The organism is Nesterenkonia sp. HG001 (genome assembly GCF_034438835.1).
Lineage (GTDB): Bacteria > Actinomycetota > Actinomycetes > Actinomycetales > Micrococcaceae > Nesterenkonia > Nesterenkonia xinjiangensis.
In genome coordinates, this window is record NZ_JAOSZD010000003.1 from 17,283 (window position 1) to 43,714 (window position 26,432).

Sequence of the window (26,432 nt, forward strand, 5' to 3'; positions counted from 1 at the left end):
TGGGCGGCGGTGCTCAATATATCAGTGCCCCGGATCGGTGCCCCCGCCCCCGTCCAGGGCCCTCCGCGGCCTACGGGGACGAGGCGTCGGCCGGAGCGACGGGGGAAGCCCCGAACTCAGGTGCCTCCCCGGAGCGTCCCCCGGAATCTGCCCCAGTGTCTTCCCCGGTGTCTTCCCCGGAGTCTTCCGCGGAGCCCGCCTGGGCAGGCGTCGCGGCGGCGGAACGGACAGGTTCCTCGATGGCGGAGACGAAATAGTGCAGCCGCATGTCCGGGTCCTCCTCGGGATGCTCGTTGCAGGCCTGCTCGTACTCGGCGACCAACGCATACAGACGCTGTTTGAACTCCTGGGCCCGATCCCCGTCCAGCGAGAGGATCCCCGAGGAGAGGATCGGATGCAGCTCTTCCGAGGAGGGGCCGCGCTGCTCGCGGCGCAGGATCTCGTCACTGATGCGCCGTTGCAGCGACTTGATCTGCGCGTTCGCATAGGCGTTCTTGGCATGCGCCGAGGAGTCGAAGCCCGAGATCCGCAGCCGCCGGGCGGCCGCCTGCCAGTAGCGGTTCCTGCCGTCGCCGTGACGCTCCACGCGGCGGATGTAGCCGTACTTCTCCAGGGCCCGCAGGTGGTAGCTCATCGCGGAGGGGGTGACGTCGCACTGCTCGGCCAACTCCGTGGCCGTATAGACCCGGTGGGTGCCGAAGAGCTCGTCCAGGGCCGTCAGACGCGCCTCATGGGCGAGCGCGCGGATCGCCTGGACATCCTTGATGACGACCGCGGGCGGCAGATCGGCATGGTCGTGCCCTGCCTCCGGGGCAGGCGCACCCGTCGACACGTCGTCCTGATCTGCGAATGCGGCGCGAGGTGACATGCAGGAAGTCTAGACGAGCAGATGTGACGCACACATCACGGGACGTCATGGAACACCCCTGGACCACCTGTGATGAGCGGCGGATCGACACGGCCGGCCCTCTCGGGAGCACCTTCAGAAACGCCCCGCGCCCTCTTCAGACGCCTCGGTCAGGAACCCGTCCACATAGAGGTCCAGGATCTCGCCGCGCAGACCGGCGGTGAGCTCGGCGACGTCGACCGTGCCGTCGTCGAGCAGCGCACCCACTGCGGTGATCAGCTGCCCCACGGCGAACTCGCCGTCGGCCGCCCCCAGCACCCCTGCCGCCCCGGAGGAGACCGGCCGGATGCGACGAAGCCCTCCGCCCTGCCGGGCGAGGATGACCTCCGGATCGGCGGCGCCGAAACGCTGGTGCCGCTCTTCGGTGACATCTTCGGCGACGACGAGCCTGAGGTCCAGCACAGCGTCCGGCTCCCGCGCCACGGCGAGCGCACGCTGGGTGGTGCGCCCCAGCGCCGGGCCCAGCGGCTGGTCGACCGGGTGGGTGATCTCCTCCGCCCGGCACCATCTCACCGAGGAGGAGTCATCGTCGCCCGCCTCCGGACGATGCAGCCAGACCATGCCGAATCCCACGGCGGAGACACCCCGGGCGGCGAAGTCCTCCACATAGTCGGAGCACCGGCCGCGGTAGTCGTCGATATCTCGCTGCTCGGAGGCGTCGCGAAGCCATGTCTCCGCGTAGCCGGGGCCGTCCTGCAGATCCCGTTGGATGAACCAGGCGTCCAGGCCGGCCTCCTCTGCCCAGCGACGCGGCCGCTGCTGCCAGTCGGCCTCGCCGTGGACCTCCCAGTTGCCCAGCATCTGGGCCGTCCCGCCGGGTGCCAGCACCGCCGCAAGCCCAGCGACCAGCTCTGCCATCAGCTCGTCACCGGTGCGGCCTCCGTCGCGATAGGTATACCGCTCCCCCACCCTGGCCTCGGTGGCGCGCGGGGTGATGACGAACGGCGGATTGGAGACGACCAGGTCGAAGCGCTCCCCGGCCACCGGCTCCAGGAGGCTGCCCTCACGCAGCTCGACGCGGGCATCCAGCCGGGCGGGGTCCAGCCTCAGCGCCTCGGCGTTGAGCAGCAGGTTGAAGCGGGCGAAGCCCAGCGCACGCGAGGAGATGTCGGTGGCGACCACATGCTCGGCGTGGTCCAGCAGCTGGAAGAGCTGGATGCCGCAGCCGGTGCCGATGTCCAGGGCCCGCCGCACGGGCCGCCGGTGAGTGATCGAGGCCAGCGTCAGACTGGCCTGCCCGATCCCGAGCACATGCTCGGCAGGCAGCGCGCCGTCCACCTGATGCGAGGACAGATCAGAGGCGACCCAGAGGTCCTCGGTCGAGGACCCGCCCGCCACCTGGAAGGGGCGCAGGTCCACCGACGGCCGACACAGCGGACCGTCCCGGTGGGCCAGGCCCAGCCGGACCAGCCCTGCGGCACCGACGCCGGGCAGCGCAGAGTCGACGACGACGGCGGGCACCTCCACGTCCAGCAGCCACAGCGCGGCCAGCACCGCCCCGGGATCCGGCCGCTGAGCGGCGAGCAGCCGACCCACCTGCAGCTGCCCCGGGGCGATCTGCTCCCGGCCCAGGGCCGCCACCGCGTCCTCGCCGAGCAGCTCGGCCACGTGCAGGTTGGTGAAGCCGGCGGCGAGCAGTTCGCCGCGCAGCGCGGCCACCAGGTCCAGATCTGCGGAGGAGGGGGCGGGCAGCGCCGCGGCGGACTCGCGGGACAGGCGGGGCATCGGTGTCAGGACCTCTCCAGGGGCACGGGAGCAGGGAGCTGCGAGGGCCGGGAGAGCCGGTCCTCACACGCCGCGCAGCGGGTCGTCTCAGGGATGTGGCGGCAGTCCTCGCAGTACAGCTGAAGAGTCGAGCAGCCGCGGTCGAGGCAGTTGTGGAAGGTGCTGGTGGGAGCCGCACAGCGCGTGCACTCTCCCACGGTGACGGAGTCCTGGCTGAACCGGGTGTTCATCCGCCCGTCGAACACGTACAGCTCGCCCTCCCAGAGGCCGGAGTCCCCGTAGGTCTCCCCGTAGCGCACGATGCCGCCGTCGAGCTGGTAGACCTCCTCGAAACCGCGGTTGCGCATCAGCGAGGAGAGCACCTCGCAGCGGATGCCCCCGGTGCAGTAGGTGACCACCGGCTGGTCCTTCAGATGGTCGTACTTGCCGGAGTCCAGCTCTGCGACGAAGTCTCGCGTGGTCTCGGTCTCCGGGACCACGGCGTCCTTGAACCGGCCGATCCGGGCCTCCACCGCATTGCGTCCGTCGAAGAAGGCGACCTCCACACCCTCGGCCCGGCGAGCCTCCACCAGCTCATGGACCTCATGCGGCGTCAGGTGCTGCCCCCCGCCGATCACTCCGGACTCATCGACCTGCACCTCGTCCGGGACGCCGAAGGCGACCAGCTCCGGGCGGACCTTCACCGAGAGCCGGGGAAAGTCCTCTGCGCCGCCGTCGGACCATTTGAACTCCATGTCCCGGAACGGGCCGTAGGTGCGGGTCTGCTTCACATACTGCTTCACCGCGGAGAGCTCGCCGCCGACAGTACCGTTGAGACCATGGGGAGACACGATGAGGCGCCCCTTGAGCCCCAGTTCGCGGCACAGGGTGTGCTGCCACAGCCGCACGGCCTCAGGATCCGAGAGCGGGGTGAAGGTGTAGTACAGGACGATCCGGGAGATGCTCACGGCAACCCAGGATACCGATCGGAGAGGCCTCCATCGGCGCAACTTTATGAACTCGTTGCCTCATCCCCTCCCACGGGCAGGCGTTTTATTCATATAGTCGTGACATGACTTCCGAGCTGAACGACGCACTCGTCCGCACCTGGGTGACCGGCTGGGCCAGGACCCACGACTATGACGTGGACCATGCCGGGTCGGTCCACTCGGCCCTGCGCTCCGGCGACTCGGATGAATGGGAGTACGTCCTGTACGCCCCGGACGAAGCCGACCTGCAGAAGGTCATCGCCGAGGTCACCAAGAGTCCGCGGCGCCTGCTCACGCTGATCGCTGAGCCTGGCGACGTGCGCCTGAAGGACTCTCTGAACGGCCTGGAGCGGATCAGCGACGAGGAGAAGCTGATGGCCGTCGACATGGACACCCAGGACGTCGAGGACCCCATCACACCCGAGGGCTACTCCACGACCCGCGACGACCACGACGGGTGGACGCTGTTCACGGTCCTCGACGGCGACACCGTCGCCGCCCGAGGCCGCGTCGCCATCGTCGACGAGCACGCCATCCTCGACCGGATCTACACCAACCCCTCCCACCGGCGGCAGGGACTGGGCACCTTCGTGACCCGCGCGCTGGTGGCCATCGCGCTGGAGGACGACGTCGAGATCGGCCTGCTGGTCGCCAACGCCGAAGGCCTGGAGCTCTATGAGTACCTGGGCTGGACGCTGCTGGGCGACGTGTACGTCTACGGCTCGCCCGACAGTGACCGCACCCGCCCCTCGCACTCCCAGTTCGACGATCTCAAAGGCCAGGCCTGAGCAGCGGAGGCCGTCTCCACGCCTCCGCACGACGTCCGCCGATCGAGGTCCGCGCCCCCGCCGTTCCGCCCGCTCCGGGCGGTCTCCCCGGCCGGGACGCGGCCCTCAGCCGTGTCCGGGGAGACCCTCGATGACCACCGCTGAACATAATCTTCCGCTGTGCTGATCATTCCTGTATTGTCATCGGCACTGCCACGACAGATTCATGCGCACGGCCGGTCCGTGCGCACGGCCGGACATGCGAGGCCTCGCCTCGGCCGCTCCTTCACGTGGCAGCTTCACGTCCCATGACTGAAAGGAGCGGTGATGACCGCCCACCCCTCGTTCACTGACCGTCTCGACGCCGGCCCGGTGATCTGCGCCGAAGGCTTCCTCTTCGAGCTGGAGCGCCGCGGATATCTCTCCGCCGGGGAGTTCGTCCCCGAGGTCGCCCTGGAGCATCCCGAAGCCCTACGCTCCCTGCACGTGGACTTCCAACGCGCCGGCTCGGACATCGTCGAGGCCTTCACCTACAACGGACACCGCGAGAAGATGCGGGTGATCGGCAAGGAGGAGCTGCTCGAGCCGTTGAACCGAGCTGCCCTGCAGATCGCCCGCGACGTGGCCGACGCCCGCCTAGGGGACCTCGTGGCCGGCAACATCTCCAACTCCAACATCTGGGACCCCGCCGACGCGACGAAGCAGGCTGAGGTGCGCGGAATGTTCGAGGAGATGGTCGGCTGGGCAGCGGAGGAAGGTGCCGACCTGATCGTCGGGGAGACCTTCTACTATGCCGGCGAGGCGCTGGCCGCCCTGGAGATCGCCCGCTCCGCCGAGCTGCCGGTGGTACTCACCCTGGCGCCGATGGCCTTCGAGGAGATGGCCGACGGCCTGGGCGTGGTGGAGACCTGCCAGCGCCTGGAGCAGGCGGGAGCCGACGTCGTCGGGCTCAACTGCTTCCGCGGGCCGGAGACCATGATGCCCTGGCTGCGGCAGATCCGGGAGGCTGTGTCCTGCCACGTGGGTGCGCTGCCGATCCCCTACCGGACCACCGAGTCGGAGCCCACGTTCTTCAACCTCTCCGACGACGGCGCGGCCGTTCCCTCCCCCCACGGGCGGACCTTCCCCACCGCGCTGGACCCGCTGTTCACCAACCGCTACGAGATCGGCGCCTTCGCAGCGGAGGCCCACGCGCTGGGGATCAACTACCTGGGCGTGTGCTGCGGCGCCGCTCCGATGCACATCCGTCAGGTGGCCGAGGCGGTGGGCCGCACCACGGAGGCCAGCCGGTACTCGGAACGGATGGAGAACCACTTCATGTACGGCTCGCACGACCGGCTCCCGGGGCACATCGCGGAGCTCGGCTCCCGCGCCTGACGGAGCACGACGGAGGACGGCGGCGGGGCGAGTACCCTGGCGGGATGACCCGCCCCGCAGCCGATCCCGCCGTCGATCCGTTCGCGCTGCTGCGCCGTGCCGGGCTGCCCTCCACGGTCAGCGAGTCCGGCCCGCTTCGTCACGTGCACACGCTGCCGGCACGAGGGGAATCCCGCGCCGACTGGCCCGGATGGACCCCGTCGGCGCTTCGCGAGGGGTACGCCACCGCTGGCATCGAGCACCTCTACACCCATCAGGCGACCGCCGCGGAGGCGCTGCACGCCGGTGAACACACGATCCTGGCCACCGGAACCGCCTCCGGCAAGTCGCTGGGCACCCAGCTGCCCGGGTTGGCCTCCGTGCTCGCCGAGGGCGGCACGGTGCTCTACCTGTCCCCCACCAAGGCGCTGGCCGCCGACCAGCTCGACGCACTCACCGACCTGGCCCGCCAGGTGGGCCACGCCCTGGACTCTCTGGAGACCCCCGACCCGGCGCTGCGCGCGGCCGACGGCGGGATCCGCCCGGCCGCCTACGACGGCGACACCGACCCCGAGGAACGCCGCTGGGTTCGCCAGCACGCCAATGTGGTGCTGACCAACCCTGACATGCTCAACATCGGGATCCTCCCCAACCACCGGGCCTGGGCCCGGTTCCTGTCCCGCCTGCGGCTGGTCATCATCGACGAGGCGCACAGCTGCCGGGGGATCTTCGGCTCCCATGTGGCGCTGCTGCTGCGTCGGCTGCGCCGGGTGGTGAGCCACTATCGGCACGGAGCTGAGCCCGTGTTCGCCGGCGCCTCGGCCACCAGCGGGGATCCGGCGTCGTCGTTCGCCCGGCTCATCGGCGTGCCCGCCGACCAGGTCACCGCCGTGACGCAGGACGGGTCCCCACACGGCGCCGTGGACTGCTACCTGTGGGAGTCCACGCTCTCTGAACAGACCGGCGACGGCGGCGCCCCGCTCAAGCGCAGCCTCACCGTGGAGGCCGCCGATGTGCTCACCGACCTCATGGTGGCCGGACACCGCACCCTGGCGTTCATCAAGTCCCGCCGCGGGGCGGAGACCATCGCCCGCATCGCGGCCGACAGCCTCGCCGAGATCGACGCCGACCTGATCGGCCGGGTGGCCGCCTACCGGTCCGGGTATCTGAAGGAGGAGCGTCGCGAGCTCGAGGATGCGCTGCGCGACGGTCGGCTGCTGGGCGTGGCCTCCACTCCAGCACTGGAGCTGGGCATCGACATCTCTGGGTTGGATGCGGTGATCATCGCCGGCTGGCCCGGGACCCGGGCCTCCTTCTTCCAACAGTTGGGACGAGCGGGCCGCTCCGGACAGCGCGGCGCCGCGTTCTTCATCGCCGGGGACGATCCCTTGGACTCCTACCTGCTGGAGCACCCCGAGACGATCTTCGAGACCCGAGTGGAGGACGCCGTCATCGACCCCTCCAACCCGCATGTGGCAGCCCCGCACCTGCTGGCCGCCGCCCAGGAGCTTCCCCTGACCCTGGCCGACGTCGAGCTGTTCGAACCCGGTCGGTGGCTGATCGACGCGCTCACCGAGCAGGGACACCTGCGGCGTCGGCCGCGAGGCTGGTTCTTCGCCCACGACGACGCCTCCGCGGCCGGCTGGGTGCGGCTGCGCTCCGACGGGGGCGGGCCCTATACGATCGTCGACGCCGAGGACGGCTCGGTGATCGGTGACATGGGTGCCGCCCAGGCCCAGCCGCAGGCGCACCCGGGAGCGGTGTACGTCCACCAGGGACGGACGTTCATCGTGGAGGACCTCGCCCTGGACGACGGCGTGGTGCTGGTGTCCCGGGCCTCGCCGCCGTACTACACCCAGGCCCGGGAGACGACCTCGATCGAGGTGCTGGAGACCTCCTCCTCGGAGACCTGGGGGCGGTTCGAGCTGCACTTCGGGCAGGTGGAGGTGACCTCCGCCGTCGTCGGGTTCCAACGGAAGGCGCTGGGCAGTTCCGAGGTGCTCTCCGACGAGCCGCTGGAGCTGCCGCCGTCGAGGCTGCAGACTCAGGCCGTATGGATCACCGCCCCGGAGACCGCTCTCGCCGCCGCCGGCGTGGTGCCCGAGCACGTGCCCGGGGCGCTGCACGCCGCGGAGCACGCGATGATCGGGCTGCTGCCGCTGATCGCCTCCTCGGACCGCTGGGACATCGGCGGCGTCTCCACCGCCCTGCACGCCGACACCCAGCTGCCCACGATCTTCGTCTACGACGGCCACCCCGGCGGGGCAGGATTCGCCGAACGCGGACACGCCGCCGCCTCTGCGTGGATCTCCGCGACCGCCCAGACGATCCGCGGCTGCGGCTGCGAGGCCGGCTGCCCCTCCTGCGTGCAGTCGCCGAAGTGCGGCAACCGGAACTCGCCCCTGGAGAAGATCTCCGCCCTGCATCTGCTCGAGGCCCTGCTGGCGGCAGCACCCTGAGCAGCACCCGCTCCGGAGACCAGTTGGCTCTGCGGAATGGGCCCTTATCCAGCGGAATTTCGCCTCATAAGGGCCCATACCGCAGAGCCAACGTTCAGGATGGGTGGAGGGCTCTCAGATCACTCGCAGAGGTTCAGCTCCGAGTTCTCCAGGGTGAGGTTCTCCGTCACGATGTTCTCCCCGCAGGGGCTCTCATTGATCGCGGTGTCCCGCAGCAGCAGGTTCTGGAAGGTGATGTCCGAGGTGTTGGCGAACTCGCTGCGCGCCGAGATGCGGATGTCGCCCGGACCCTCCACCACGCCCTGATCGGTGGCCAGGGTGATGTTGTGGCAGTTTTCGATCAGCATCGCGTTGGAGCCGGTGTCGCGGATCTCCAGCTTCTCGATCTCCACCCCGCCGGACTCGGAGACGCAGAAGAATCCGCGGCCGCCGCCGTCGGCGATCAGCTCGCCCACCCGGATGTTGGTCGGATACTCACCGTCGATCTGCCCGTTGCGGTTGGCGGTGCGGAAGGTGGCGTAGCCGGTTCCGGCGGCCGCGCCGTCGCCGACGACGCGTTCGATGTCGGCGTTGACGGTGTCGTTGAGCAGCAGCCCGGCATAGCCGGTGTCCACCGCGGTGACGGTGCCGACGGTCAGCCCGTCCACCCCGTAGGTCTCCACGCCGTGGGACTCGGTGCCCGAGACGTAGACGTCATCAATGGTGATGTTCCGTGCCTCGCGCACGGAGTCGTCGTCGCGGCTGTCGATGCGCATCCCGTGGCCGCCCGAGAGCTGCAGGTCCATCTGGCCGAAGTGCACGTCCGAGGAGGTGCGCAGGTAGACGCCGAAGTTCGGGTTGCCGGTGACGGAAAGGAACGGCACGGAGACGTCCTCGGCGTGCCGGATCCGCACCACCCCGACGTGCTCCTCATAGCTGAAGTTCGACTCGTTGCCGGCCACGTGGATGGTCCCGCAGACCGAGAAGGACGTGTGGCTGGGCAGGTCGACCGCCGCATCGGCGGGCATGGTGCCCGAGCCGCGCACCACCACGGACTCCTGATCGGTGCGACCCTCGGAGAGGCTGTCGACGGCGGCCTGCATGGCGTCGACCATGGCATAGCTCTGGTGGACGGTCTCCCCGCCGTTCATGGCCCGCCAGGTGTCGCCGTTGCGCAGCACCGTAGCGTCGGCGCCGTCCACGGAGCACTCCTCGAACGGGTTCCCGTTGCTTCCCCGCGCGGTGACCGGGGTCAGCAGGGGCTCCGGCTGCTCGGAGATGCCTCCGGCGTTGACCGCGAGGACCGTGTAGTAGTGGTTCACCTCGCTGGCGCCCTGGGCCGTGTAGCTGGTCCCAGTGGTCTCCGCGACCCGCTCGAAGCCGCGATCCGCGTTCAGCGAGCGATAGACGTGGTACTCCCACGCGGCGTCGTCGCCGGTCCAGCTGATGGAGGTGCCCCGCGGGTTGGCCCGGTCCAGCCGCAGGTCCTGAGGAGCCGCAGGCGCCTCCACCGCCAGGTCGACGACGGCGACCGTGTGGGCCTCGCTGTGTCCCGACTCCACCCCGGCGGCGCTGGTCTGGGTCACCACATAGTCGTAGGAGTAGCCGAGCTCGACGGCCTCGTCGGTGAGGCTGACGGCCTCGGTGGTGCCGACGGACTCGTATTCACCGGCTCCGGCGTCGGAGCGATAGAGCGTGTATTCCACGGCCCCCTCGGTGGGCTCCCAGGACAGGGTGACAGAGGGCGGCTGAATGCTCACCTCGTCGGTGTGGAGCCCGGCGGGCGGGGCGACCTGAGAGACCTCCACGCCATTGATGCGTCCGTCGCTGAAGACCTCGAGGACCAGCGAACCGTCCTCAACAGTGGTGTACACACTGTGCTCAGCGAACTCACCGGAGCCGCGCGGATGCAGACTGCCCTGATCCTCTCCTTGAACAGTCAGCTGGGTGTTGTTCGAGGCGATCTGGTCCCCCGAGATCACGGTGACGTGGTACTCACCGTCGGGCAGGTCCACCTGGAACTGCTCCCCGCCGGCCAGGACGAAGTTGCGGCGGACGTCGTCCGGAGCGCCGCGGTCCCGGCAGGCGGCCGGGGCGCTGAGTCCGAAGCCGGCGTCGACGTCGTAGAGCGTGGAGGCGGTGACCTCGAGGCTGCCCTCAGCGACCGGGTCCCCGGCGCAGCCGAAGTCGAAGGCCAGCACCTCACCCGCAGGGATCCCTTCGGACGGCGAGTAGCCGGTCTGGGTGGTGACCGTCTCGGTGGCGACTGTCTGGGTAGGGCCGCTGGGGTTCTGGTCGGTCGGGGTCGGACTGGTCTGAGCGGTGCTGGAGGCCGCGCCCAGCGGTGCGAGCAGGGCCAGTGCGGCTGCTGTCGCGAGTGTAGTGCGGCGTCTGGTGCGAGACCGCGCTCCTCGAGACCTCGGAGGTCGGACAGGGGTCGTCGACATGCTCATCTCCCTCAGTGAGTGATGCGTGCGAGTGATTCAGGTCACGTATTGAAACGTTGCAATAGAACCTACGGAATGCGCTCGCCGCCCACAAGCTCGATGCGCGATGGGCATCACCGAGGGCTTCCCCGCACGTCAACGTCATCACGTCCCACTCCGGAAGCTGACCGATGTCGGATGACAGCCGCCACTGACGGCCGCTCCCCACAGACGAGGAGGGCCCCTGCACCGCCTGGTGCAGGGGCCCTCCTCGTCTGTGGCTGAGGATCAGAACGCCGGGGCGACCTCACCGTCGGGCCAGGTCTCCTCGATGAAGTCCCGAACCTCGTCGGAGTGCAGCAGCTCGTCGAGCTTCTGCAGGTTCTCATCGTCCTCGGTGCCCTCACGCACGGCCAGGAAGTTGGCGTACGGGCTGCCCTCGGGATCTTCGACCAGCAGGCTGTCCTGGGTCGGAGAGAGCCCGATCTCGAGGGCGTTGTTGCCGTTGATCACCGAGGCGTCGACGTCGTCCAGAGTGCGGGCCAACGAGGCGGCGTCAGCCTCGATGAACTCGAAGTCACGCGGATTCTCGGCGACGTCGTTGATGGTCGCCTCGGCCGGGTCGACGCCCTCGGCGATCTCGATCAGGTCGGCGTCAGCCAGCATCGCCAGGGCACGGCCCTGATTGGAGGGGTCGTTGTTGACCCCGATCTGACCACCCTCGGGCAGCTCCTCGAGGGTGTCATGCCGCTCGGAGAACAGCGCGAAGGGCTCCACGTGGACCCCGTCGTAGTGGGCCAGCTCGTAGCCCTGGCCCTCCACCTCAGACTCGAACCACGGCTGGTGCTGGAAGTAGTTGGCGTCCAGCTCCCCGGCGACCAGCGCCGGGTTCGGCTCGGTGTAGTCCTGGTACTCGACGACGTCGAGGGCGAGGCCGGCGTCGGCGGCCAGCTCCTCATCGATGAAGCGCAGGATGTCGCCCTGCGGGACTGGGGAGACCCCGACCGTCAGGGTGGTGGTGCCGTCCTCGTTCTCGGTCCCGACGGGGAATTCGTCGTCGGCGAAGAGACCGCAGCCGGTCAGCGCGAGGGCGGAGACGCCGACGACGGCCGCCGCGGTGGAGAGACGCAGGGTGCGTCCGGAGTGTGCAAATGCCATGGATGTGCCTTTCTGGATGCGAGTAGAACGTGCAGAGTCAGGGTCAGCGGTGGTCGATGCCCCGGGCGATGCGGTCTCCGGCCCACTGGATCACCGCGACGATGATCACCAGCAGCACCACACAGGCGATCATGGTGTCGCCCTCGTACCGCTGGTAACCATAGTTGTAGGCGAGCGCACCGAGCCCGCCGCCGCCGATCGCACCGGCCATGGCCGTGTAGCTGATCAGGGCGACCACGGTGACGGTGAATCCGCCGACGATGCCGGGCAGGCCCTCACGGACCTGGACCTGGCGGGTGATGTGGCCGGAGGAGGCACCCATCATCTTCACCGCTTCCACCTTGCCGGCGGAGACCTCCCGAAGCGCGTTCTCCACCAGCCGGGCGAAGAAGGGGATCGCCCCGATGGACAGCGGCACGACGGCGGCCTGCCAGCCGAGTGCGGTGCCTACGATGAAACGGGTCAACGGGATGAGGGAGATCATCAGCACGATGAACGGGATCGAGCGTCCGATGTCCACGACGAGGCTCACCACCCGGTAGACGGGCGCGTTCGGGGTGAGGCCCTTGGGGCCCAGATTATGGAGGAGGATCCCCAGCGGGAGGCCGAAGATCGCCACGATGATCGCGGTGGCACCGGTCATGAAGAGCGTCTCCAGGATCGCGGCGGGCAGCTGGTTGTGGAAGACCGGGTTGTCCAGAAACCGACCGGAGGCGAGCGGCATCGTGCCGGTCAGGGTGGCTGCGGTGGTGCTCACTGGTGCTCCTCCTGCTGCTCGGCGCGGACGTCGTCCTCTTCATGGGCGGCCCGCTCGGCCTCGACCTCGGCGCCGGTGGTGATCTCGGCGTGGATGCCGTTGTCCCGGAGAACACCGGCGATCTGCTCCGCCTCGGTGCGATTCTTCGGCGTGATGTGCAGGCGCCCGACCTGCCGGCCCTGGATGGTCTCGATGGTGCCGGCCTCGACTCGGGCGTCCAGCCCATGGGAGGACAGCAGCGCGAAGAGCTGGCCGACGTCGGCCACATGGCTGCCCTCAGCCATGAGCACCTCCACCAGAGTGGCCCCGGGCTGCAGCGTCGCGGTCGGGGGCAGGGAGATCAGCTCCTTGGACAGCGAGGAACCGGTGTCCTGGATGACGTCGAGCAGCGCCCCGGTGCGCTCGATGCGCCCTTCGGAGAGCAGCGAGACGGAGTCACAGATCTCCCGGACCACCGACATCTCATGGGTGATGATGATGACGGTGATCCCGAGGCGGTCGCGGAGACGGCGGATCAGGTCGAGGATCTGGCGAGTGGTGCCGGAGTCCAGTGCGGAGGTCGGCTCGTCACAGAGGAGCACCCGCGGCTCGGCGGCGAGGGCGCGGGCGATGCCCACGCGCTGCTTCTGCCCCCCGGAGAGCTGAGCGGGGTGGTTGCGGCGGCGGTCGGTGAGCCCGACCAGGTCCAGCAGCTCCTCCACCCGGCGCTTCCGCTCCTTGGCAGGCACCCCGGCGATCTCCAGCGGGTGGGAGATGTTCCTCTCCGCCGTCCGCGAGTCCAGCAGGTTGTGATGCTGGAAGACCATGCCGATGCTGCGGCGGGCCTTCATCAGCTGGCCCCCACTGGCCTGGCCGAGGTCGACGCCGTCGACGCTGATGCTCCCCGAGGTGGCGGGGTCCAGACCCGTCAGGCAACGGATCAGCGTTGACTTGCCAGCGCCAGAGCGGCCGACGATGCCGTGGATCTCTGCGTCGGGGATGGTCAGGTTCACCTTGTCGAGCGCGGTCACCCCGCCGGGGTAGACCTTGCTGACCTGTGTCAGTTCGATCATGCGGACTCCATGGGTCTGGGCGTGGGCGGACCGCCCTCGTGAGGCAGGAAGATCCACCCGGGGCGATGCGCTGCGGCAGTCCCCAGTTTCTGGGCATGGGGGCGCCTCCGGGCCCAGATCATGGGCCCACGGCGGCGCTGGTGAGATGGAGTGGGGGGCGGGAAGGACACCTGGGTGTGCCGGCCGCAGTCGTTCCTTTCGTCGCTGCTCTTGCCCGTTCCATCCAGTGCTGGGGACCAGCGAGAACAGGCCGCTTCTGTCGATCCGGACCACCCGTGAACATGGGGTTGGTGAGTGACCTGTGCTGGATCGGTCAGAGACGCGAAGTCTCCGGGTCACTGCTCGTGAAGCACTCCCAGCCTAGCCGAGGGGGCGGGCACCGTCATGCTCGGCACCGCGCCGTCGTCGCGCCGCGTCACAGATGATGTGCAGATCACAGCCGCCTGGCCGAGCAGATCACCCTTGGAGCGCGACGGCGGGTGCGCCTGACACGTTGCTCCTCCACAGGCACGCCGGTGCGGCCGGGACACGCGCAGCTGTCCACAGAGCGCAGTGCGGGCATGGTCCTGGGCCTGGCCCGCGAGCAGGATCGACTCATCGCCCGGATCCCCGGGCGGCGCATCGAACCGCAGGACAGTGGAAGGACTGATCGCCATGCACTCCGTCACCACCCACCCCGTACCCCTCTCCCCCACCCCGGCACTGCCCGCCCCAGCGGAAGGGATCATCGATGAGGCTCGCCCCTCGGGCGTGGAGGAGATGCTCCGCGATCTGCACCAGGAGGAGGAAGGGCTCGCGACCGCAGAGTACGGAATCGTGATGCTGGCCGCCGTCGGCTTCGCCGGGCTGCTCGTGGTGGTGCTCTCCTCCGGTGAGGTCCGGGAGATGCTCGCCGGTATCGTCCAGCGGGCGCTGACCCTCTGACCATGCCTGCCGAGGAACAGATCGTGGCAGCTCCGGAAGTGCCAGCTCCCTCTGTCCGCGGGCAGCAGAGGAGGGTCCATCGGAGTCCTCTCGCCGACGAGCGCAGAGCCGAGGACGGCGGGGTCAGCGCAGAGTTCGCGGCTGCGCTCCCCGCCGTGGTCCTCGTGCTGGGCCTGCTGCTCAGCCTCGGCATGCATGCGGCCGCGCAGGTCTCCCTCGAAGGGGGTGCCCGCGCGGCCGCACGCGAGCTGGCCCGCGGGGAGTCGGAGTCCTCCGCCGTGGAGGCCGCGCAACGGATCTCCGGAGAATCCGTCCACGTCGCGACCACCTCCGAGGGGGAGTACGCCCGGGTGACGCTGACTCGCCCGGTGCGGCTCCTGGGACTGGTGGAGATCTCGGCCGAACAGACGGCCGCCGCTGTGGCCCGCGTGGAACAGCCTGCCCACAGGCCACCCTCCGGACGCTCCGCGCAGGGAGATCGGTCATGAGCGGCGTCCCCTTCCGTGAGGAACGCGGCTCCGGCACCGTGCTGGTCCTCGCCATGATCGCGGCATTGGTGATGCTCATCGGCGTGGTCCATGTGCTGGGAACAGCGGCGGTCGCGGCGGCGCAGGCGGCACGCGGCGCAGACCTGGCCGCCTTGGCCGGTGCGGACGCCGCCCGAGGCCTCACCCCAGGGGACCCCTGCACGGTCGCCAAGGCGGTGGCCGAGCGCAACGTGACCCGTCTGGACAGCTGTCAGGTCACCGGGCGGGACGGCACCGAGGTCCTCGTCAGCGTCAGTGTCGGCGTGCCGGTGCTCCCCGCGTCGCTGAGCGGGGAGCACCGGGGGCCATGGGAGGCCACCCGCACCGCACGGGCCGGGCCACCCTCGCCGGCAGAAATGTGACCCCGGCGACAGTGCACGCGCATAGAATGTCGACCATGAGGATAGAGGTCCTGGGCCCCATCGGGCTGCGGGCCTCCACGGGGGAGACGGTGGAGGTCCCCGAACGCAAGGTCCGTGCGCTGCTGGCCGCGCTCACCGCCGACCTCGGAGACGCCGTCCCCTCCGACACCCTCATCGAGCGCGTGTGGGGCGCCGACCTCCCCGCCCACCCGATTCGGGTGCTGCAGGCCAAGCTCTCGCAGCTGCGCTCCGTCCTGGATGCAGCGCATCCCGGCGGACGAGCTCTGCTGAGCAGCGGCCCCGGAGGCCACCGGCTCGCCGCCTGCCTCGATCGGACGCCCGACGTCGAGCCCTCCCGGCACGGGCCAGGGACCGACGCTCCCGACCAGGAGGAAGCACCTCCGGAGAGCGCTGAGATCCGGCTCGAGGTCGACGCTGAACAGCTCCGCACTCTACTCTCGGCGGCCCGCGACCATGACGATCCGGCGGAGAGGGCTCCACTGCTCCGTGAAGCACTGGGCCTCTGGCGCGGTGAGCCCTACGCCGAGCTTCGTGACGCAGCATGGCTCGCCCCGACCATCCAGCAGCTGCGAGAGCTGCGCCTGGAAGCCACGGAGATGCTCGGCGCCGCCCTCCTGGGCCGGCACGAACCGCAGCAGGCCTCACAGGTGCTGCTGCCGGCGTTCGCCCAGAACCCGCTGCGGGCCGAGCTCTGCCGACTGCTGATGCTGGCCCTGCATCGAGCACGCCGCCAGCCCGATGCGCTCGGGGTGTTCGCACGGCACCACCGGCACCTGGTGGAGGAGCTCGGAGCCGACCCCGATCAGGACACGGCCGCCCTCCACGTCCGGATCCTCCAGCAGGACCCGTCCCTGCACAACCCCGGCTCCGTGCAGGCAGGCTCTGCGTCCGACCTCCGCCCTTCTGCCGCACCGATCGCTGGGGCGCGGAGGGTCCTTCCGACCTTCGCCTCCAGCTTCCTGGGCCGCTCTCAGGAGCTGCGTGAGGTGGACCGTCGGCTCCAGCAGGGACCGCTGACCACGATCCTGGGCGTCGGCGGAGTGGGCAAGACCCGCCTGGCGGTCCGGGCCGCCGAGAGATTCATCGAGCACTCCGGCCACCCAGCCCGATTCATCGACCTCACCAGCCTCGACCCCGAACCCCCAGCCATGGAGGAACCACCGGGAGGTCCGGCCCTCGGCGACAACCGGGTCGCCCGCGCCATCGCCGAGGGCATGGGACTCACCGTGCCCCGCCGCGAGGCTCCGGACCTGCTGTCCCAGCTCGTGACGGCTCTCCAGGCGAGTCCCGGACTCCTGGTGCTGGACAACTGCGAGCATGTCGTGGGCCAGACCGCAGCCGTCGCCGATGCGCTGCTGGCCGGCGGTGCCTCGCTGCACATCCTCGCCACCAGTCGCGAGCCCCTCGGCCTGCCCGGCGAACAGCGCATTCCCCTCGACCCTCTGCCGATGGCCGGGACGGTGGAGAGCGCCATCGAGTTCTTCCTCACCCGAGCCCGGGAGGTCAGACCGGACCTCCCGGACGATCCGGCGGTCAGAGCATCCGCCGCTGAGCTGTGCCGTCGCCTGGACGGGCTGCCGCTGGCCCTGGAGCTGGCCGCCGCGCAGACCGTGGCGCTGGACCTCGACACGCTGCTCGCACGGATCAACGACCGACTCGATCTGTTGCGCCGCCCCGGACGCGGTGCGCCCCGCCGCCAGCAGACCCTTCGCGGAATGCTGGACTGGAGCTGGTCCCTGCTCGACGAGCCCGAGCAGATCCTGCTGCGGCGCTTGGCGGTGCACCCGGTCTCCTGGACGTTGGAGACCATCGAATCGATCTGTGCCGATGCCCCAGGGGATCCGTTGCGCTGCGGACAGGTCATGCCGACACTGATCAGCCTGGTCGAACGCAGCCTGGTGGTCGCCGAGGACGGCGACCACGGGCGGCGGTACCATCTGCTGGAGTCCGTCTCTGCCTACGCCGCGGAGAAGCTGCACGAATCCGGAGAACGTGAGCACCTCGCCCTGATCCACCTGCGGCATTGGCGGGACGAAGTCGCCTGCGCCCAGGAGCACCTCTTCTCCGCCCACGCCAGAGACTGGGTGGTGCGCCTGCAGCAGGAGCGGACCCACATCATCCACGCCTTCGACGAAGCCGTGGAACAGGAGCGGGGTGACGACGCCGTCGGACTGGCCAACTCCTGGTTCTGGCATCGATGGATGACCGGCGCCGTCGTCGGACTGGGTGCGGAGCTGCGACGTGCCGCGGACTGTCCCGGCCCGCGGGACGCCGCCCATGCCCAGGTGCAGCTCCTCGCGGAGATCACCGACGCTCGACGACCGGACCTCCATGGACGCATCCTGCGCGCTCTGGACGAGTTCTGCTCGCTGGAGGGCGGCGGTCCGCCCTTCCAGCCCGCGGCCGAGGTTCGCCTGGCCCGCATGCAGGTCCAGTGGTTCGCCGCCACAGCGTTCCTGGCCTCCCGAAAGCGCCGGCCGCTGGGACGTCGACTGGCTGATGAGGCCGTGGAGCATCTGGTCGACGCCGGGGACCTCCGCGGCGCGGCCTTCGCCTCGACCCAGCGCGACTGGTTCCTCCTCGACGCCGGGGAGACCGCCGTCGGGATGCCTGGACACCACGACGCGGAGCAGATCCTCCGCGCCCACGGAGATGCCTACGGACTCATACAGATCCTCGGCATGAAGCACCTCCAGGCTGAGCGCGACGACGACCGAGGCGCCTCCGCCGCCGCTGCCCAGGAAGCCGCCGCACTGGCCCGAGAGCTCGGAGCCCTCGGCGAGGAGTCCTACTGGGAGACCGTGCGCGGCCTCCATGCACTCACCGACGCTGATCCGTCCGCCGCCCGAGCGCATCTGCAGCGAGCCCAAATGCTGAGCCTGCACTGCGGCTTCGGAGCCGAGGCCGCCTTCGCCGAACTCGCACTGGCCGAGCTCGCCGACCACGAGGGCGACGACGCACAGGCTGCCCTGCACCGCTCCAAGGTCTCCTCACGGACCCCCGAGAGGTGGGTCCGCCGGGTGCTGGAGGCGACGACGCCGGACGTCCGGCCCTCAGACCAGCAGCGCCCTCTCAGCCCCTGAACCGGCGGCCGAACACCACGATGCCCACGGCCGTGAGCAGGACCACCAGGGAGAAGACCAGGTAGCCCGCCTGGGTCGCCGCGGTGAGGCCGGCGTCGGCTGCATGGAGCAGAGCGTCAGCATCGGAGGCCTCCAATCCCACGGCCGCCGCCGGGGCCGCGCCGAAGCTCTCCCCGGCGGCGTCGACGACCTCAGGGTCCAGACTCCCCGGGGCCGCGCTCCCCAGGACGGTGCGGTGAATCATCAGGGCACCGGCACCCATCAGCGCGATCGACGAGGCGCCCCCCAGGCTCGCCGCAACCTCCTGCAGCGCAGTGGCGGACCCCGTCTTCTCCACCGGGGCGGCCCCGATGAGCCGCTGGGAGAGCAGCGTGATGTACGGGGCAGCCATGAGCATCGTCACCGCCAGCAGCGCCGCGAGTTCGACCACGCCGCTCTCGGGCAGTCGCAGAGCCAGCATCAGGCCCGCGGCTCCTCCGATCCCGAGCAGCAGCCCGCCGACCACCGGGCCCCCACGATCTGCCAGCGGTGCGGCCGCGGTGCCCACGGTGGCTGCGACCGCCGGAGCCAGCAGCACCAGCCCGGCCTCCCACGGGCTCAGTCCACGGACCATCTGAAGGTGCTGCGCCATGAGCATGTCGACGAACATCGTCCCCAACATCACGAGGAAGAGCACCACCAGGAGCCCGGAGAACACCCGGCTGTGGAACAGCGAGAGGTCCAGCAGCGGGTGGACCGTACGTGCCTGGCGCCGCAGGAAGACGAGCACCAGGATCATCCCGAGCACCGCCGAGGCCACGCTGATCGGGTCGGGACCGGATGCGGCGATCTCCTGCATCCCGTAGACCAGGGCGAGGATCGCCGCCACGGAGAGCAGCACGCTGGCCAGGTCGATGCGGACCGTGCGGTCGGCGTGGTTGCGGGGAAGCAGCAGCGGTCCGCTCAGCAGCAGGACCGCGGCGATGGGCACGTTGATCAGGAACACCGTACCCCACCAGAAGTGCTCCAGGATGAAACCGCCGAACGGTGGTCCTGCCGCCATCCCTCCGGAGAAGGCGGCCATGAACAGGGCGAAGGCGATCCCGTACTGCCGATCATCCTGGAAGGTGGTCCGAATCATCACCAGCCCTGCAGGGGTGAACGCGGCGGCTCCGACGCCGAGCACGGCCCGAGCGAGGATGAGCATCTCCGCATCGGCCGCAAAGGCCGCCGTCAGCGACGCGAGCCCGTAGGCGGCCACCGCCCCCAGCAGGAGCCGTCGAGCACCGATCCGCCGGGTCAGCAGCCCGAAGGTGATCATGGTGGCCGCCGTGAGGAACTCCCCGATATGCAGGATCCACAGCGACTGGGAACCCGTGGGAGCAAGATCAGCACTGATCGCCGGCATCGCCAGGTACAGAGCTGTGACGTCGGTGGCGAGCATGAACAGCGGGACCACCATGATCGTGAGCCCGAGCCACTGCCGCGCTGTGGCCTTCGGCGCCCGAGCCCCGCCTCCGGTGTGGCGTTCACCCGTGACCGCGGTGCTCATTCGGCGATCCCCGCCGGGTACTCGCGCCGGGCCCGAGACTCCTTCAGAGAGAGCGCCCACCAGGTCAGCTGATCGAGCAACTTATGCGCCCACCGACCCATCCGTTCGGCGTCGACGGCGCGCCCATCGTGGTCGAAGCGCTCCCAGAACCTCTGGAGCACGACCGCGTCACGCAGCGGGACCGCGTTGAACTCCACGAAGACGCCACGCAGGTGCTCGATGGGAGGGAAAGCCCCGAAGTGGCCGCCATAGGCGACGAAGCCGACCGGCTTCAGGCTCCACTCGGAGTAGAACCAGTCGATGGCTGTCTTGAGCACCGGCGCGTAGCTGCGGTTGTAGGTCGGCGTCACCACGACGAAGGCGTCGGCGCGCACCAGCCGACGTCCCAAGGCTGCGACGTCCTCGGGAAGCGCCGCCTCCGGATCGTTCCCTCCAAGTCCGGGCGGCAGGTCGAACCCGGCCAGGTCGACGAGGTCGACGTCGAACCCGGCGTGCTTCTCCGCCTCCCGAGCGAACCAGGAGGCGGGGGTGGGCCCGAACCGGTCCGGGCGGGTGCTGCCGATGATGACGACCAGCCGCGGCCGCTCCTGGACGGTCTCGACGGCGTCGACGGTGCCACCAGGAGTGGCCTGAGGGCCTGTGGTCTCAGTGCTCGCAGTCATGGGATCCTCCTTCTCGGTGTGGATGGGTGAGGCCGCACGTGGTGTCGTGCGGCTCATCTGCGAGCGTGACGGACACCCGCTCCGAGAGTGCTCCGGTGATGCTCCGTGGATGCTCCGGCGGCGTCGGGTGCCAGGCCTTCCGCCCGGTGCGACCGTCCAGTACCCTCCTGACCAGGAGGTTCCATGAACCATGCAGAGACCGACCACCGGCCCAGCAGCCAGGTGTGGAGCGAAGCCACGGCCCGCCGGTACGACGACACGCTCGGCTGGATGGGCACCTCGGAGGCGGTGGAGCCTGTGGTGGACGCCTTGGCGAGACTTGCCGGGAGCGGGCGAGCGTTGGAGTTCGCCGTGGGCACCGGCCGGATCGCGGTGCCCCTCGCCGCCCGAGGCGTGCCGGTGGAGGGCATTGAGCTCTCGGCCCCTATGGTCGAGAAGCTGCGCACCAAGGTCGACGCCGGGACCGTGCCCGTGACACTCGGGGACATGGCCACGACGCGGGTGCCCGGGGAGTTCTCGCTGGTCTACCTGGTCTACAACACGATTTCGAACCTGTTGACGCAGCAGGAGCAGGTGGAATGCTTCCGCAATGCGGCCCGACATCTCATCCCGGGTGGTCGCTTCGTGATCGAGCTCGGTGTCCCGCCACTGCGCCGCCTGCCGCCAGGCCAGCTGGCATGCCCCTTCGAGGTGACCGAAGAGCATCTGGGCTTCGACGTCGTCGACCCGGTCACGCAGAGGCTGACATCGCACCACCACTGGCCTGCCCGCGGTGTGCACGGGCTGAGTGAACATCGCTACATCTGGCCGGCCGAATGCGACCTGATGGCCCAGATGGCAGGACTCGCACCCGAGCACCGGGCCGCGGACTGGCACGGTTCCGAGTTCACCGCAGAGTCGGACTCGCATGTCTCCGTGTGGCGCCGACCAGCATCGGGCTGAACGGGGCACCTCATGCTCCCGCCCGTCACGTGGTGGGCCCAGCTGCTCAGGCGGCGGACCTGTCCTCCCCTGCACGGCACGGGCTACCGTACCCCCGAAAGGGGTGCTCGATGACCGACCGTGAGCAGCGGACCGAGGAGTTCATCGAGCTGCGCCCTCTGCTGTTCTCCATCGCCTACCGGATCTTGGGCAGCGCGGCGGAGGCCGAGGACGTCGTGCAGGAGGCATGGCTTCGCTATGCGAGCGCCGACGCCGTCGTCGAAGCACCTCGGGCGTTCCTCACCACGGTGGTCACCCGGCTGGCCGTGGACGTGCTGCGTTCAGCCCGGGCGCGTCGGGAGCAGTACGTGGGGCAGTGGCTTCCGGAGCCGATCCTCACGGATGACCCCGACGGCCCCGAGGCCCGGGCCGAACTCACCGAGTCCATCTCCATGGCGTCGTTGCTGCTGCTGGAGAGGCTCAGCCCCCTGGAGCGTGCGGTGTTCGTGCTGCGTGAGGTCTTCGACGTCGACTACGCCGAGATCGCCGAGGCCGTGGAGCGTTCCGAGGACGCCTGCCGACAGCTCGCGAGCCGCGCTCGGCGCCACATAGCCCGGCAGCGTCCGCGATTCGACGCCGACCAACACGATCGTCAGGCGCTGACCGAGAGGTTCATGGCCGCCTTCCGGGAGGGCGACGTGGAGGGGCTGCGGAGGCTGCTCGCCGCCGAGGTGACCATGGTCGGCGACGGCGGAGGGAAGGCTCCCTCGTTGCCCCGCCCGGTCGCCGGTCGGGAGAAGGTCGCGAGCCTGTTGGCTTCGGTCGGCCCGCCGATGGTCTCCATCGGGGTGACGCTGCAGCTGCGCGAGGTCAACGGGGCGCCGGGCCTGATTACCCGTGCCGAGGAGGGAACGATCGTCAATGTGGTGGTCCTCGACGTCGTCGACGGACGCATCCAGACCATCCGGTTCATCAGCAATCCCGACAAGCTGAGGCATCTGGGCGCGGTCAGCGACATCTGGCGACTGAAGGACGAGTTCCAGCAGGCCCGCCGCGCCGCACGCGAGGAGAGCGACACGTCCACCTGATCCTGCGGGTCCCGTCGGGTCAGGCGCCCAGGTGTCCTGATGTCACAGATGAGGTCATGTCACAGACCAGGCCCTCCTCTCGTCCTCAGAGGTGACAGGCGGCGGTCTCCCCGCCGCACCGCATCTGGGAGGACATCATGAAGACCACCGCTGACCGCAGTCTCAAGACCTCGCCCCGCTCTCTGCTGAGGGAAGGAACCCTCGTCGTGCTGGCCGCGACCCTGCTGAACCTCGCTCTCTACGCCGCCGCCCGGGGGCTCGGGGCGACCATACTGCTGGACCCGCCGGCTCAGGAGCCGAATCATCTCATCGTGTGGTTCGACGTGGCGTGGAAGACCGCCCTGCCGCTGGTGTTGGGAGTCGCCGTCCTCGGACTGGTGCGCCGCTCACGCTTCGGGCTGACAGCTCTGCTGATCGCCGTGCTGGTGATCTTCGTGCCGACCAGCGTCGTGCCGGCGGTGGTCGCCCATGACGCGATCACCAGCACCACGCTGCTGCTGTTCCATCTGCTGCCCACCGCGGGATTCGCCGTCCTGGCCCTGCGCGTCCGGCAGACTCAGCCGGAGACCATGCCCCGGGCGGAGCGGAGCGTCTCCACATAGGCATGGCGCCTGGCCGCGTCGTCACCGGGGATCAGGCCGTTGAGCTCGAGGCTGACCAGGCCGTGGGCCAGCGCCCAGATCCGCAGGGCGGCCTGCTCGGCGGAGCCTCGATCATCTGGAACGCCCAGCGCCCTGGCGACGGCGGCCCGCAGCACGAGGAAGGTCGGCGAGACCGGGGTGGCGGGACGGTCGAACGTCTCGTCCAGAGCATCGAACATGATGCGGTAGAAGTGCGGATCGGCCAGGGCGAACTCCCGGTAGGCGACCCCCAGGGCGAGCAGGTCTGCACCGGGGTCCGCAGTGTGCGCGACGTCGGCGAGCGCGTCGCCGAAACGACGGAACCCTTCCTCCACCACGGCCTGGATGAGCGCGTCCCGGCCACCGAAGAGGGAGTAGACGGCTGCGGTGGTGGTCTGTGCGCTGCCGGCGACCCCCCGCAGCGAGAGTCCCTGCGCTCCGGAGGAGGCGATGACGTGGGAGGCCTCCTCCAGCAGCCGGGTCCTCAGCGACTCGTCATGGGTTCGGGGGCGGGCCATGGTGAGGAGTCTACTCTTGACACGAGGTTTTCTCACGCCGTTATATAACAGTGTCATAGAACGTCGCCGTCACCCATGGGCGCACCATGAATGGAGTCGACCATGATCGACCTCTCCCCCGCCGCGCAGACCACCGCAGGCATCGTCATGCTCGCCGCGATCACTGTGGCCTTCGGCGGGCACTTCCTCACCAAGGTGGTCCGGGGCCACGTCCCCGCCACGGATTTCCAGGTCTCCTTCTTCCGCGCCGGCCATGCACACGCCGGCGTCCTGATCATCCTGGGGCTGATCTGCGTACTGTTCGCCGAGACCACGAGCCTGCCCGGGGGCTGGCAGTGGCTCGCCCGGTCCGGGGTTCTCGTGGCGGCCATCCTCATGCCCGCCGGCTTCTTCCTCTCAGCTGCCGGGGCGGGGCGCACTGAGCCGAACCGACTGATCGTCCTGCTGTGGATCGGCGCCACGTTCCTGGTGGCCGGGCTCGCCACGCTCGGCATCGGGCTGCTGATCAGCTGACCCCACGGGCTGCGCCGCCGAGTGCCGCACCAGCACCGGACCCTGACCGGTGACCCGAGCCCCGCCGCTGACTACGCTGGGCCCATGGACACCACCTTGCCGCTCTACGACGACGCCGGACTCTCCCGGGTGCTGTGCGTCGCCGCACACCCCGATGACCTCGAATACGGGGCCTCCACCGCCGTCGCCCGCTGGACCGCCCGAGGAGCCAAGGTCTCCTACCTGCTGCTGACCGCCGGCGAGGCAGGCATGCGGTCCCGCGATCCGGAGGAGGTCGCCGCACTGCGCAGCGCCGAGCAGCGGCGGGCCTGTGACATCGTCGGCGTCGAGGACCTGGTGATCCTCGATCTGCCCGACGGCATGCTGCAGGCAGACCTGGACACCCGACGCCTGATCGCCCGCCGGATCCGGCAGGTCCGTCCTGACGTCGTCGTCACCCAGCCGTGGGAGCTGAAGGTGGAGTGGGGCCTGAACCATGCGGACCACCGGGCAGCCGGCATCGCCGTCGTGGACGCTGTGCGCGACGCGGACAACCCCTGGGTGTTCCGCGAACTGTTGGAGCAGGAGCGGCTGGAGCCCTGGGGCGCGAAGGAGCTGATCGTCGTGGGCGCCGAACCCACTCACCTGGTGGACGTCACCGGAGAACCGCTGGAGAAGGGCATCGCCTCACTGCAGGCCCACCAGGAGTATCTCGCGGAGCTGGGCGGGGACTTCGACGTGCGCGGGATGCTGGAGGGGTTCACCGCAGAGCTGGGAGCCTCCGCCGGCGTCGACGGCATCACCCACGCTCTCGGGGTGGCGGTCCACCCGATGGGCTGAGGCGGGTCTCTGGCGCCGGCGCCGCTCCCGGCAAGCAGACCGTGCGACGAGCCAGCAGAAGCTCCCCGATCAGCGGCGGGATCAGGAAGAAGATCGCGCTCACTGCCCCGAAGGCCACCCAGACGAGCAGCCCGACGTCGGGGTCGAGGATCCCCCGCGCTCGCCCGTCCACCCAGACCAGCGTGGCGGCCAGGCAGCCCCCGGCGAGCGACCAGGCGGACAGCCGTCTTCCCGCGGCCGCGAGGACGAGGGCCACCAGCATCGGCGGAAGCGTCAGCCCGAACTCATAGCCGCTGAGGATGTACGCCACATACGAGCCCGCGCAGAGGAGCGCCGCCGCCCTCGGTGCACGGGACAGGCCGAGCAGCGACAGACAGCCGACGCCCAGCAGCAGCCATGCCCCGACGGCGGGCTCCCGCGTGGCTCCCCAGCCTTCACCGAGGGCCACCGGGGCGCCGGAGAGGCTGCCCAGGAACGCCCCGAGCTCGAGGAGGATCGCCACCGGGACGCCGACCCTGAGCAGCACCGACGCCCCTCTCACCAGATCACCGCCGTCACGACGGCGAGCAGACCCAGGGCGCCGGCGGCAAGATCGGGCACCACGGAGCGGACCTTGCGCCGCGAGGCCGTGGCCAGCACGACGGCGCCGGGCAGGAGAAGTCCAGACCAGGGCCCCCGACCGTCGGCCCGGGAACGCATCCTCGATGCGGCCGCCGACGTCATGCGCACGGACGGGTTGGCACGGGCGACCACCAAACGGATCGCGGGCGCAGCCTCCTGCTCCGAGGCCCTGCTGTACAAGCACTTCCCTGAGAAGCAGGACATCTTCCTCGCCGTCTTGCAGGAGCGATCCCCACGCCTGCCTCTACTGGGGGAGGCCGCAGGCGCAGGCGAGGTCCGCGACATCCTCACGGCGATCACCGCTCGGCTGATCGCCTTCTACGCCCTGAACTTTCCCATGGCCGCCGCCCTGTTCGGCGACCATGCCCTGCTGACCGCCCATCGCGCCGCGCTGGAGACACGCGGGGCCGGGCCCCAGGCGCCGTCGTCGTCGATCACCGCCCACCTCCAGGAGGAGATCGCCCGGGGCCGGGTCTCTGCCACCTGCGACGCCGACGCCACCGCTCGGCTCCTCACCGGAGCTGCACTGCACGAAGGCTTCCTCTCCGGCTACACGGGCACCCCGGTCGACGATGCTGAGGGCCTCGCGGCGCGGCTCGTGGGCTCGCTCGCCCTCTGACGCCGCAGGGGCCCTCGCTGCCGCACAGCGCCGCACCGGCTGTGGTGAG

At 69.8% G+C, this 26,432-nt stretch carries 25 protein-coding genes; 13 read left to right on the plus strand and 12 right to left on the minus strand.

Features of this window, described 5'->3' with window-relative positions:
* Positions 1–70: 70 nt before the first annotated feature.
* From ODE13_RS05655 to ODE13_RS05665, 3 genes are all read right to left on the minus strand, one after another.
* The gene (locus ODE13_RS05655; RefSeq protein WP_322478377.1) at positions 71–868 is read right to left on the minus strand and encodes a winged helix-turn-helix domain-containing protein; all 798 of its coding nucleotides are present in this window, start codon (positions 866–868) and stop codon (positions 71–73) included.
* 114 nt (positions 869–982) lie between these two features.
* Positions 983–2,632, minus strand: a complete 1,650-nt coding sequence (locus tag ODE13_RS05660; protein WP_322478378.1) for a methyltransferase — start codon at positions 2,630–2,632, stop codon at positions 983–985.
* A gap of 5 nt (positions 2,633–2,637) precedes the next feature.
* Complete coding sequence (locus ODE13_RS05665; RefSeq protein WP_322478379.1) at positions 2,638–3,579, minus strand: rhodanese-related sulfurtransferase; 942 nt, start codon at positions 3,577–3,579, stop codon at positions 2,638–2,640.
* Between the two features lie 104 nt (positions 3,580–3,683).
* Between ODE13_RS05665 and ODE13_RS05670 the strand changes: the two genes are divergently transcribed.
* The 3 genes from ODE13_RS05670 (at position 3,684) to ODE13_RS05680 (ending at position 8,182) form a co-directional block, all read left to right on the plus strand.
* The gene (locus ODE13_RS05670) at positions 3,684–4,388 is read left to right on the plus strand and encodes a GNAT family N-acetyltransferase (protein ID WP_322478380.1); all 705 of its coding nucleotides are present in this window, start codon (positions 3,684–3,686) and stop codon (positions 4,386–4,388) included.
* Between the two features lie 306 nt (positions 4,389–4,694).
* Positions 4,695–5,744 (plus strand): homocysteine S-methyltransferase family protein, encoded by a 1,050-nt coding sequence (locus ODE13_RS05675; protein WP_322478381.1) that lies wholly within the window; start codon positions 4,695–4,697, stop codon positions 5,742–5,744.
* 44 nt (positions 5,745–5,788) lie between these two features.
* Positions 5,789–8,182, plus strand: a complete 2,394-nt coding sequence (locus tag ODE13_RS05680; RefSeq protein WP_322478382.1) for a DEAD/DEAH box helicase — start codon at positions 5,789–5,791, stop codon at positions 8,180–8,182.
* Between the two features lie 119 nt (positions 8,183–8,301).
* Here ODE13_RS05680 and ODE13_RS05685 read toward each other — a convergent pair whose 3' ends face one another.
* The 4 genes from ODE13_RS05685 to ODE13_RS05700 all read right to left on the minus strand — a co-directional run bounded on the left by ODE13_RS05685 (position 8,302) and on the right by ODE13_RS05700 (position 13,554).
* Positions 8,302–10,608, minus strand: a complete 2,307-nt coding sequence (locus tag ODE13_RS05685) for a hypothetical protein (protein WP_322478383.1) — start codon at positions 10,606–10,608, stop codon at positions 8,302–8,304.
* Between the two features lie 267 nt (positions 10,609–10,875).
* The gene (locus ODE13_RS05690; protein ID WP_322478384.1) at positions 10,876–11,745 is read right to left on the minus strand and encodes a MetQ/NlpA family ABC transporter substrate-binding protein; all 870 of its coding nucleotides are present in this window, start codon (positions 11,743–11,745) and stop codon (positions 10,876–10,878) included.
* 43 nt (positions 11,746–11,788) lie between these two features.
* Entirely contained in the window at positions 11,789–12,469 is a 681-nt protein-coding gene (locus ODE13_RS05695) for a methionine ABC transporter permease (RefSeq protein WP_179543034.1), read from the minus strand.
* Positions 12,470–12,498: 29 nt separating this feature from the next.
* Complete coding sequence (locus ODE13_RS05700; protein WP_322478385.1) at positions 12,499–13,554, minus strand: methionine ABC transporter ATP-binding protein; 1,056 nt, start codon at positions 13,552–13,554, stop codon at positions 12,499–12,501.
* A gap of 654 nt (positions 13,555–14,208) precedes the next feature.
* Here ODE13_RS05700 and ODE13_RS05705 point away from each other — a divergent pair.
* The 4 genes from ODE13_RS05705 to ODE13_RS05720 are packed head-to-tail and all read left to right on the plus strand — an operon-like array spanning position 14,209 to position 18,471.
* Positions 14,209–14,478 carry a DUF4244 domain-containing protein gene (locus tag ODE13_RS05705; RefSeq protein WP_322478386.1) on the plus strand — a complete coding sequence of 90 codons (270 nt, stop codon included), beginning with the start codon at positions 14,209–14,211 and terminating at the stop codon, positions 14,476–14,478.
* A 2-nt stretch (positions 14,479–14,480) separates the two neighbouring features.
* On the plus strand, positions 14,481–14,966 hold the full coding sequence (locus ODE13_RS05710) for a TadE family type IV pilus minor pilin (RefSeq protein WP_322478387.1): 486 nt from the start codon (positions 14,481–14,483) through the stop codon (positions 14,964–14,966).
* The gene (locus ODE13_RS05715; RefSeq protein ID WP_322478388.1) at positions 14,963–15,367 is read left to right on the plus strand and encodes an Rv3654c family TadE-like protein; all 405 of its coding nucleotides are present in this window, start codon (positions 14,963–14,965) and stop codon (positions 15,365–15,367) included. The genes ODE13_RS05710 and ODE13_RS05715 overlap by 4 nt, the downstream gene beginning before the upstream one ends.
* 35 nt (positions 15,368–15,402) lie before the next feature.
* Complete coding sequence (locus ODE13_RS05720) at positions 15,403–18,471, plus strand: AfsR/SARP family transcriptional regulator (RefSeq protein WP_322478389.1); 3,069 nt, start codon at positions 15,403–15,405, stop codon at positions 18,469–18,471.
* Here ODE13_RS05720 and ODE13_RS05725 read toward each other — a convergent pair.
* Both ODE13_RS05725 and ODE13_RS05730 read right to left on the minus strand, forming a co-directional pair.
* Positions 18,461–20,002 (minus strand): MFS transporter, encoded by a 1,542-nt coding sequence (locus ODE13_RS05725; protein ID WP_322478390.1) that lies wholly within the window; start codon positions 20,000–20,002, stop codon positions 18,461–18,463. The two genes, ODE13_RS05720 and ODE13_RS05725, sit on opposite strands and share 11 nt — an antisense overlap.
* Positions 19,999–20,664, minus strand: a complete 666-nt coding sequence (locus ODE13_RS05730; RefSeq protein ID WP_322478391.1) for an NAD(P)H-dependent oxidoreductase — start codon at positions 20,662–20,664, stop codon at positions 19,999–20,001. The genes ODE13_RS05725 and ODE13_RS05730 overlap by 4 nt, the downstream gene beginning before the upstream one ends.
* Before the next feature lie 183 nt (positions 20,665–20,847).
* Here ODE13_RS05730 and ODE13_RS05735 point away from each other — a divergent pair, with 183 nt between their 5' ends.
* The 3 genes from ODE13_RS05735 to ODE13_RS05745 all read left to right on the plus strand — a co-directional run bounded on the left by ODE13_RS05735 (position 20,848) and on the right by ODE13_RS05745 (position 23,275).
* On the plus strand, positions 20,848–21,606 hold the full coding sequence (locus ODE13_RS05735) for a class I SAM-dependent methyltransferase (protein ID WP_322478392.1): 759 nt from the start codon (positions 20,848–20,850) through the stop codon (positions 21,604–21,606).
* 110 nt (positions 21,607–21,716) lie between these two features.
* Positions 21,717–22,673 carry an RNA polymerase sigma-70 factor gene (locus ODE13_RS05740; protein ID WP_322478393.1) on the plus strand — a complete coding sequence of 319 codons (957 nt, stop codon included), beginning with the start codon at positions 21,717–21,719 and terminating at the stop codon, positions 22,671–22,673.
* Between the two features lie 137 nt (positions 22,674–22,810).
* Positions 22,811–23,275, plus strand: coding sequence for a DUF6069 family protein (locus ODE13_RS05745; RefSeq protein WP_322478394.1), 465 nt, complete (start codon positions 22,811–22,813; stop codon positions 23,273–23,275).
* Here ODE13_RS05745 and ODE13_RS05750 read toward each other — a convergent pair.
* Positions 23,230–23,811 carry a TetR/AcrR family transcriptional regulator gene (locus ODE13_RS05750; RefSeq protein ID WP_322478395.1) on the minus strand — a complete coding sequence of 194 codons (582 nt, stop codon included), beginning with the start codon at positions 23,809–23,811 and terminating at the stop codon, positions 23,230–23,232. The two genes, ODE13_RS05745 and ODE13_RS05750, sit on opposite strands and share 46 nt — an antisense overlap.
* Before the next feature lie 102 nt (positions 23,812–23,913).
* On the opposite strand from ODE13_RS05750, the gene ODE13_RS05755 reads away from it, so the two are divergent.
* A complete protein-coding gene (locus ODE13_RS05755; protein ID WP_322478396.1) occupies positions 23,914–24,324 on the plus strand; it encodes a hypothetical protein in 411 nt (136 codons plus the stop codon).
* Positions 24,325–24,408: 84 nt separating this feature from the next.
* The gene (locus ODE13_RS05760) at positions 24,409–25,143 is read left to right on the plus strand and encodes a PIG-L deacetylase family protein (RefSeq protein ID WP_322478397.1); all 735 of its coding nucleotides are present in this window, start codon (positions 24,409–24,411) and stop codon (positions 25,141–25,143) included.
* Here ODE13_RS05760 and ODE13_RS05765 read toward each other — a convergent pair.
* On the minus strand, positions 25,103–25,669 hold the full coding sequence (locus ODE13_RS05765) for a hypothetical protein (protein ID WP_322478398.1): 567 nt from the start codon (positions 25,667–25,669) through the stop codon (positions 25,103–25,105). The two genes, ODE13_RS05760 and ODE13_RS05765, sit on opposite strands and share 41 nt — an antisense overlap.
* A gap of 11 nt (positions 25,670–25,680) precedes the next feature.
* Positions 25,681–25,842 carry a hypothetical protein gene (locus tag ODE13_RS05770; RefSeq protein ID WP_322478399.1) on the minus strand — a complete coding sequence of 54 codons (162 nt, stop codon included), beginning with the start codon at positions 25,840–25,842 and terminating at the stop codon, positions 25,681–25,683.
* Positions 25,843–25,864: 22 nt separating this feature from the next.
* Here ODE13_RS05770 and ODE13_RS05775 point away from each other — a divergent pair, with 22 nt between their 5' ends.
* Positions 25,865–26,383, plus strand: a complete 519-nt coding sequence (locus tag ODE13_RS05775) for a TetR/AcrR family transcriptional regulator (RefSeq protein WP_322478400.1) — start codon at positions 25,865–25,867, stop codon at positions 26,381–26,383.
* Positions 26,384–26,432 lie beyond the last annotated feature (49 nt).

Coding starts and splice junctions, on each gene's coding strand:
- ODE13_RS05655 (WP_322478377.1), bottom strand. CDS start 868: ATGTCACCTCGCGCCGCATTCGCAGATCAGGACGACGTGTCGACGGGT.
- ODE13_RS05660 (WP_322478378.1), bottom strand. CDS start 2,632: ATGCCCCGCCTGTCCCGCGAGTCCGCCGCGGCGCTGCCCGCCCCCTCC.
- ODE13_RS05670 (WP_322478380.1), top strand. CDS start 3,684: ATGACTTCCGAGCTGAACGACGCACTCGTCCGCACCTGGGTGACCGGC.
- ODE13_RS05675 (WP_322478381.1), top strand. CDS start 4,695: ATGACCGCCCACCCCTCGTTCACTGACCGTCTCGACGCCGGCCCGGTG.
- ODE13_RS05680 (WP_322478382.1), top strand. CDS start 5,789: ATGACCCGCCCCGCAGCCGATCCCGCCGTCGATCCGTTCGCGCTGCTG.
- ODE13_RS05685 (WP_322478383.1), bottom strand. CDS start 10,608: ATGTCGACGACCCCTGTCCGACCTCCGAGGTCTCGAGGAGCGCGGTCT.
- ODE13_RS05690 (WP_322478384.1), bottom strand. CDS start 11,745: ATGGCATTTGCACACTCCGGACGCACCCTGCGTCTCTCCACCGCGGCG.
- ODE13_RS05695 (WP_179543034.1), bottom strand. CDS start 12,469: ATGCCGCTCGCCTCCGGTCGGTTTCTGGACAACCCGGTCTTCCACAAC.
- ODE13_RS05700 (WP_322478385.1), bottom strand. CDS start 13,554: ATGATCGAACTGACACAGGTCAGCAAGGTCTACCCCGGCGGGGTGACC.
- ODE13_RS05705 (WP_322478386.1), top strand. CDS start 14,209: ATGCACTCCGTCACCACCCACCCCGTACCCCTCTCCCCCACCCCGGCA.
- ODE13_RS05710 (WP_322478387.1), top strand. CDS start 14,481: ATGCCTGCCGAGGAACAGATCGTGGCAGCTCCGGAAGTGCCAGCTCCC.
- ODE13_RS05715 (WP_322478388.1), top strand. CDS start 14,963: ATGAGCGGCGTCCCCTTCCGTGAGGAACGCGGCTCCGGCACCGTGCTG.
- ODE13_RS05720 (WP_322478389.1), top strand. CDS start 15,403: ATGAGGATAGAGGTCCTGGGCCCCATCGGGCTGCGGGCCTCCACGGGG.
- ODE13_RS05725 (WP_322478390.1), bottom strand. CDS start 20,002: ATGAGCACCGCGGTCACGGGTGAACGCCACACCGGAGGCGGGGCTCGG.
- ODE13_RS05730 (WP_322478391.1), bottom strand. CDS start 20,664: ATGACTGCGAGCACTGAGACCACAGGCCCTCAGGCCACTCCTGGTGGC.
- ODE13_RS05735 (WP_322478392.1), top strand. CDS start 20,848: ATGAACCATGCAGAGACCGACCACCGGCCCAGCAGCCAGGTGTGGAGC.
- ODE13_RS05740 (WP_322478393.1), top strand. CDS start 21,717: ATGACCGACCGTGAGCAGCGGACCGAGGAGTTCATCGAGCTGCGCCCT.
- ODE13_RS05745 (WP_322478394.1), top strand. CDS start 22,811: ATGAAGACCACCGCTGACCGCAGTCTCAAGACCTCGCCCCGCTCTCTG.
- ODE13_RS05750 (WP_322478395.1), bottom strand. CDS start 23,811: ATGGCCCGCCCCCGAACCCATGACGAGTCGCTGAGGACCCGGCTGCTG.
- ODE13_RS05755 (WP_322478396.1), top strand. CDS start 23,914: ATGATCGACCTCTCCCCCGCCGCGCAGACCACCGCAGGCATCGTCATG.
- ODE13_RS05760 (WP_322478397.1), top strand. CDS start 24,409: ATGGACACCACCTTGCCGCTCTACGACGACGCCGGACTCTCCCGGGTG.
- ODE13_RS05770 (WP_322478399.1), bottom strand. CDS start 25,842: ATGCGTTCCCGGGCCGACGGTCGGGGGCCCTGGTCTGGACTTCTCCTG.
- ODE13_RS05775 (WP_322478400.1), top strand. CDS start 25,865: ATGCGCACGGACGGGTTGGCACGGGCGACCACCAAACGGATCGCGGGC.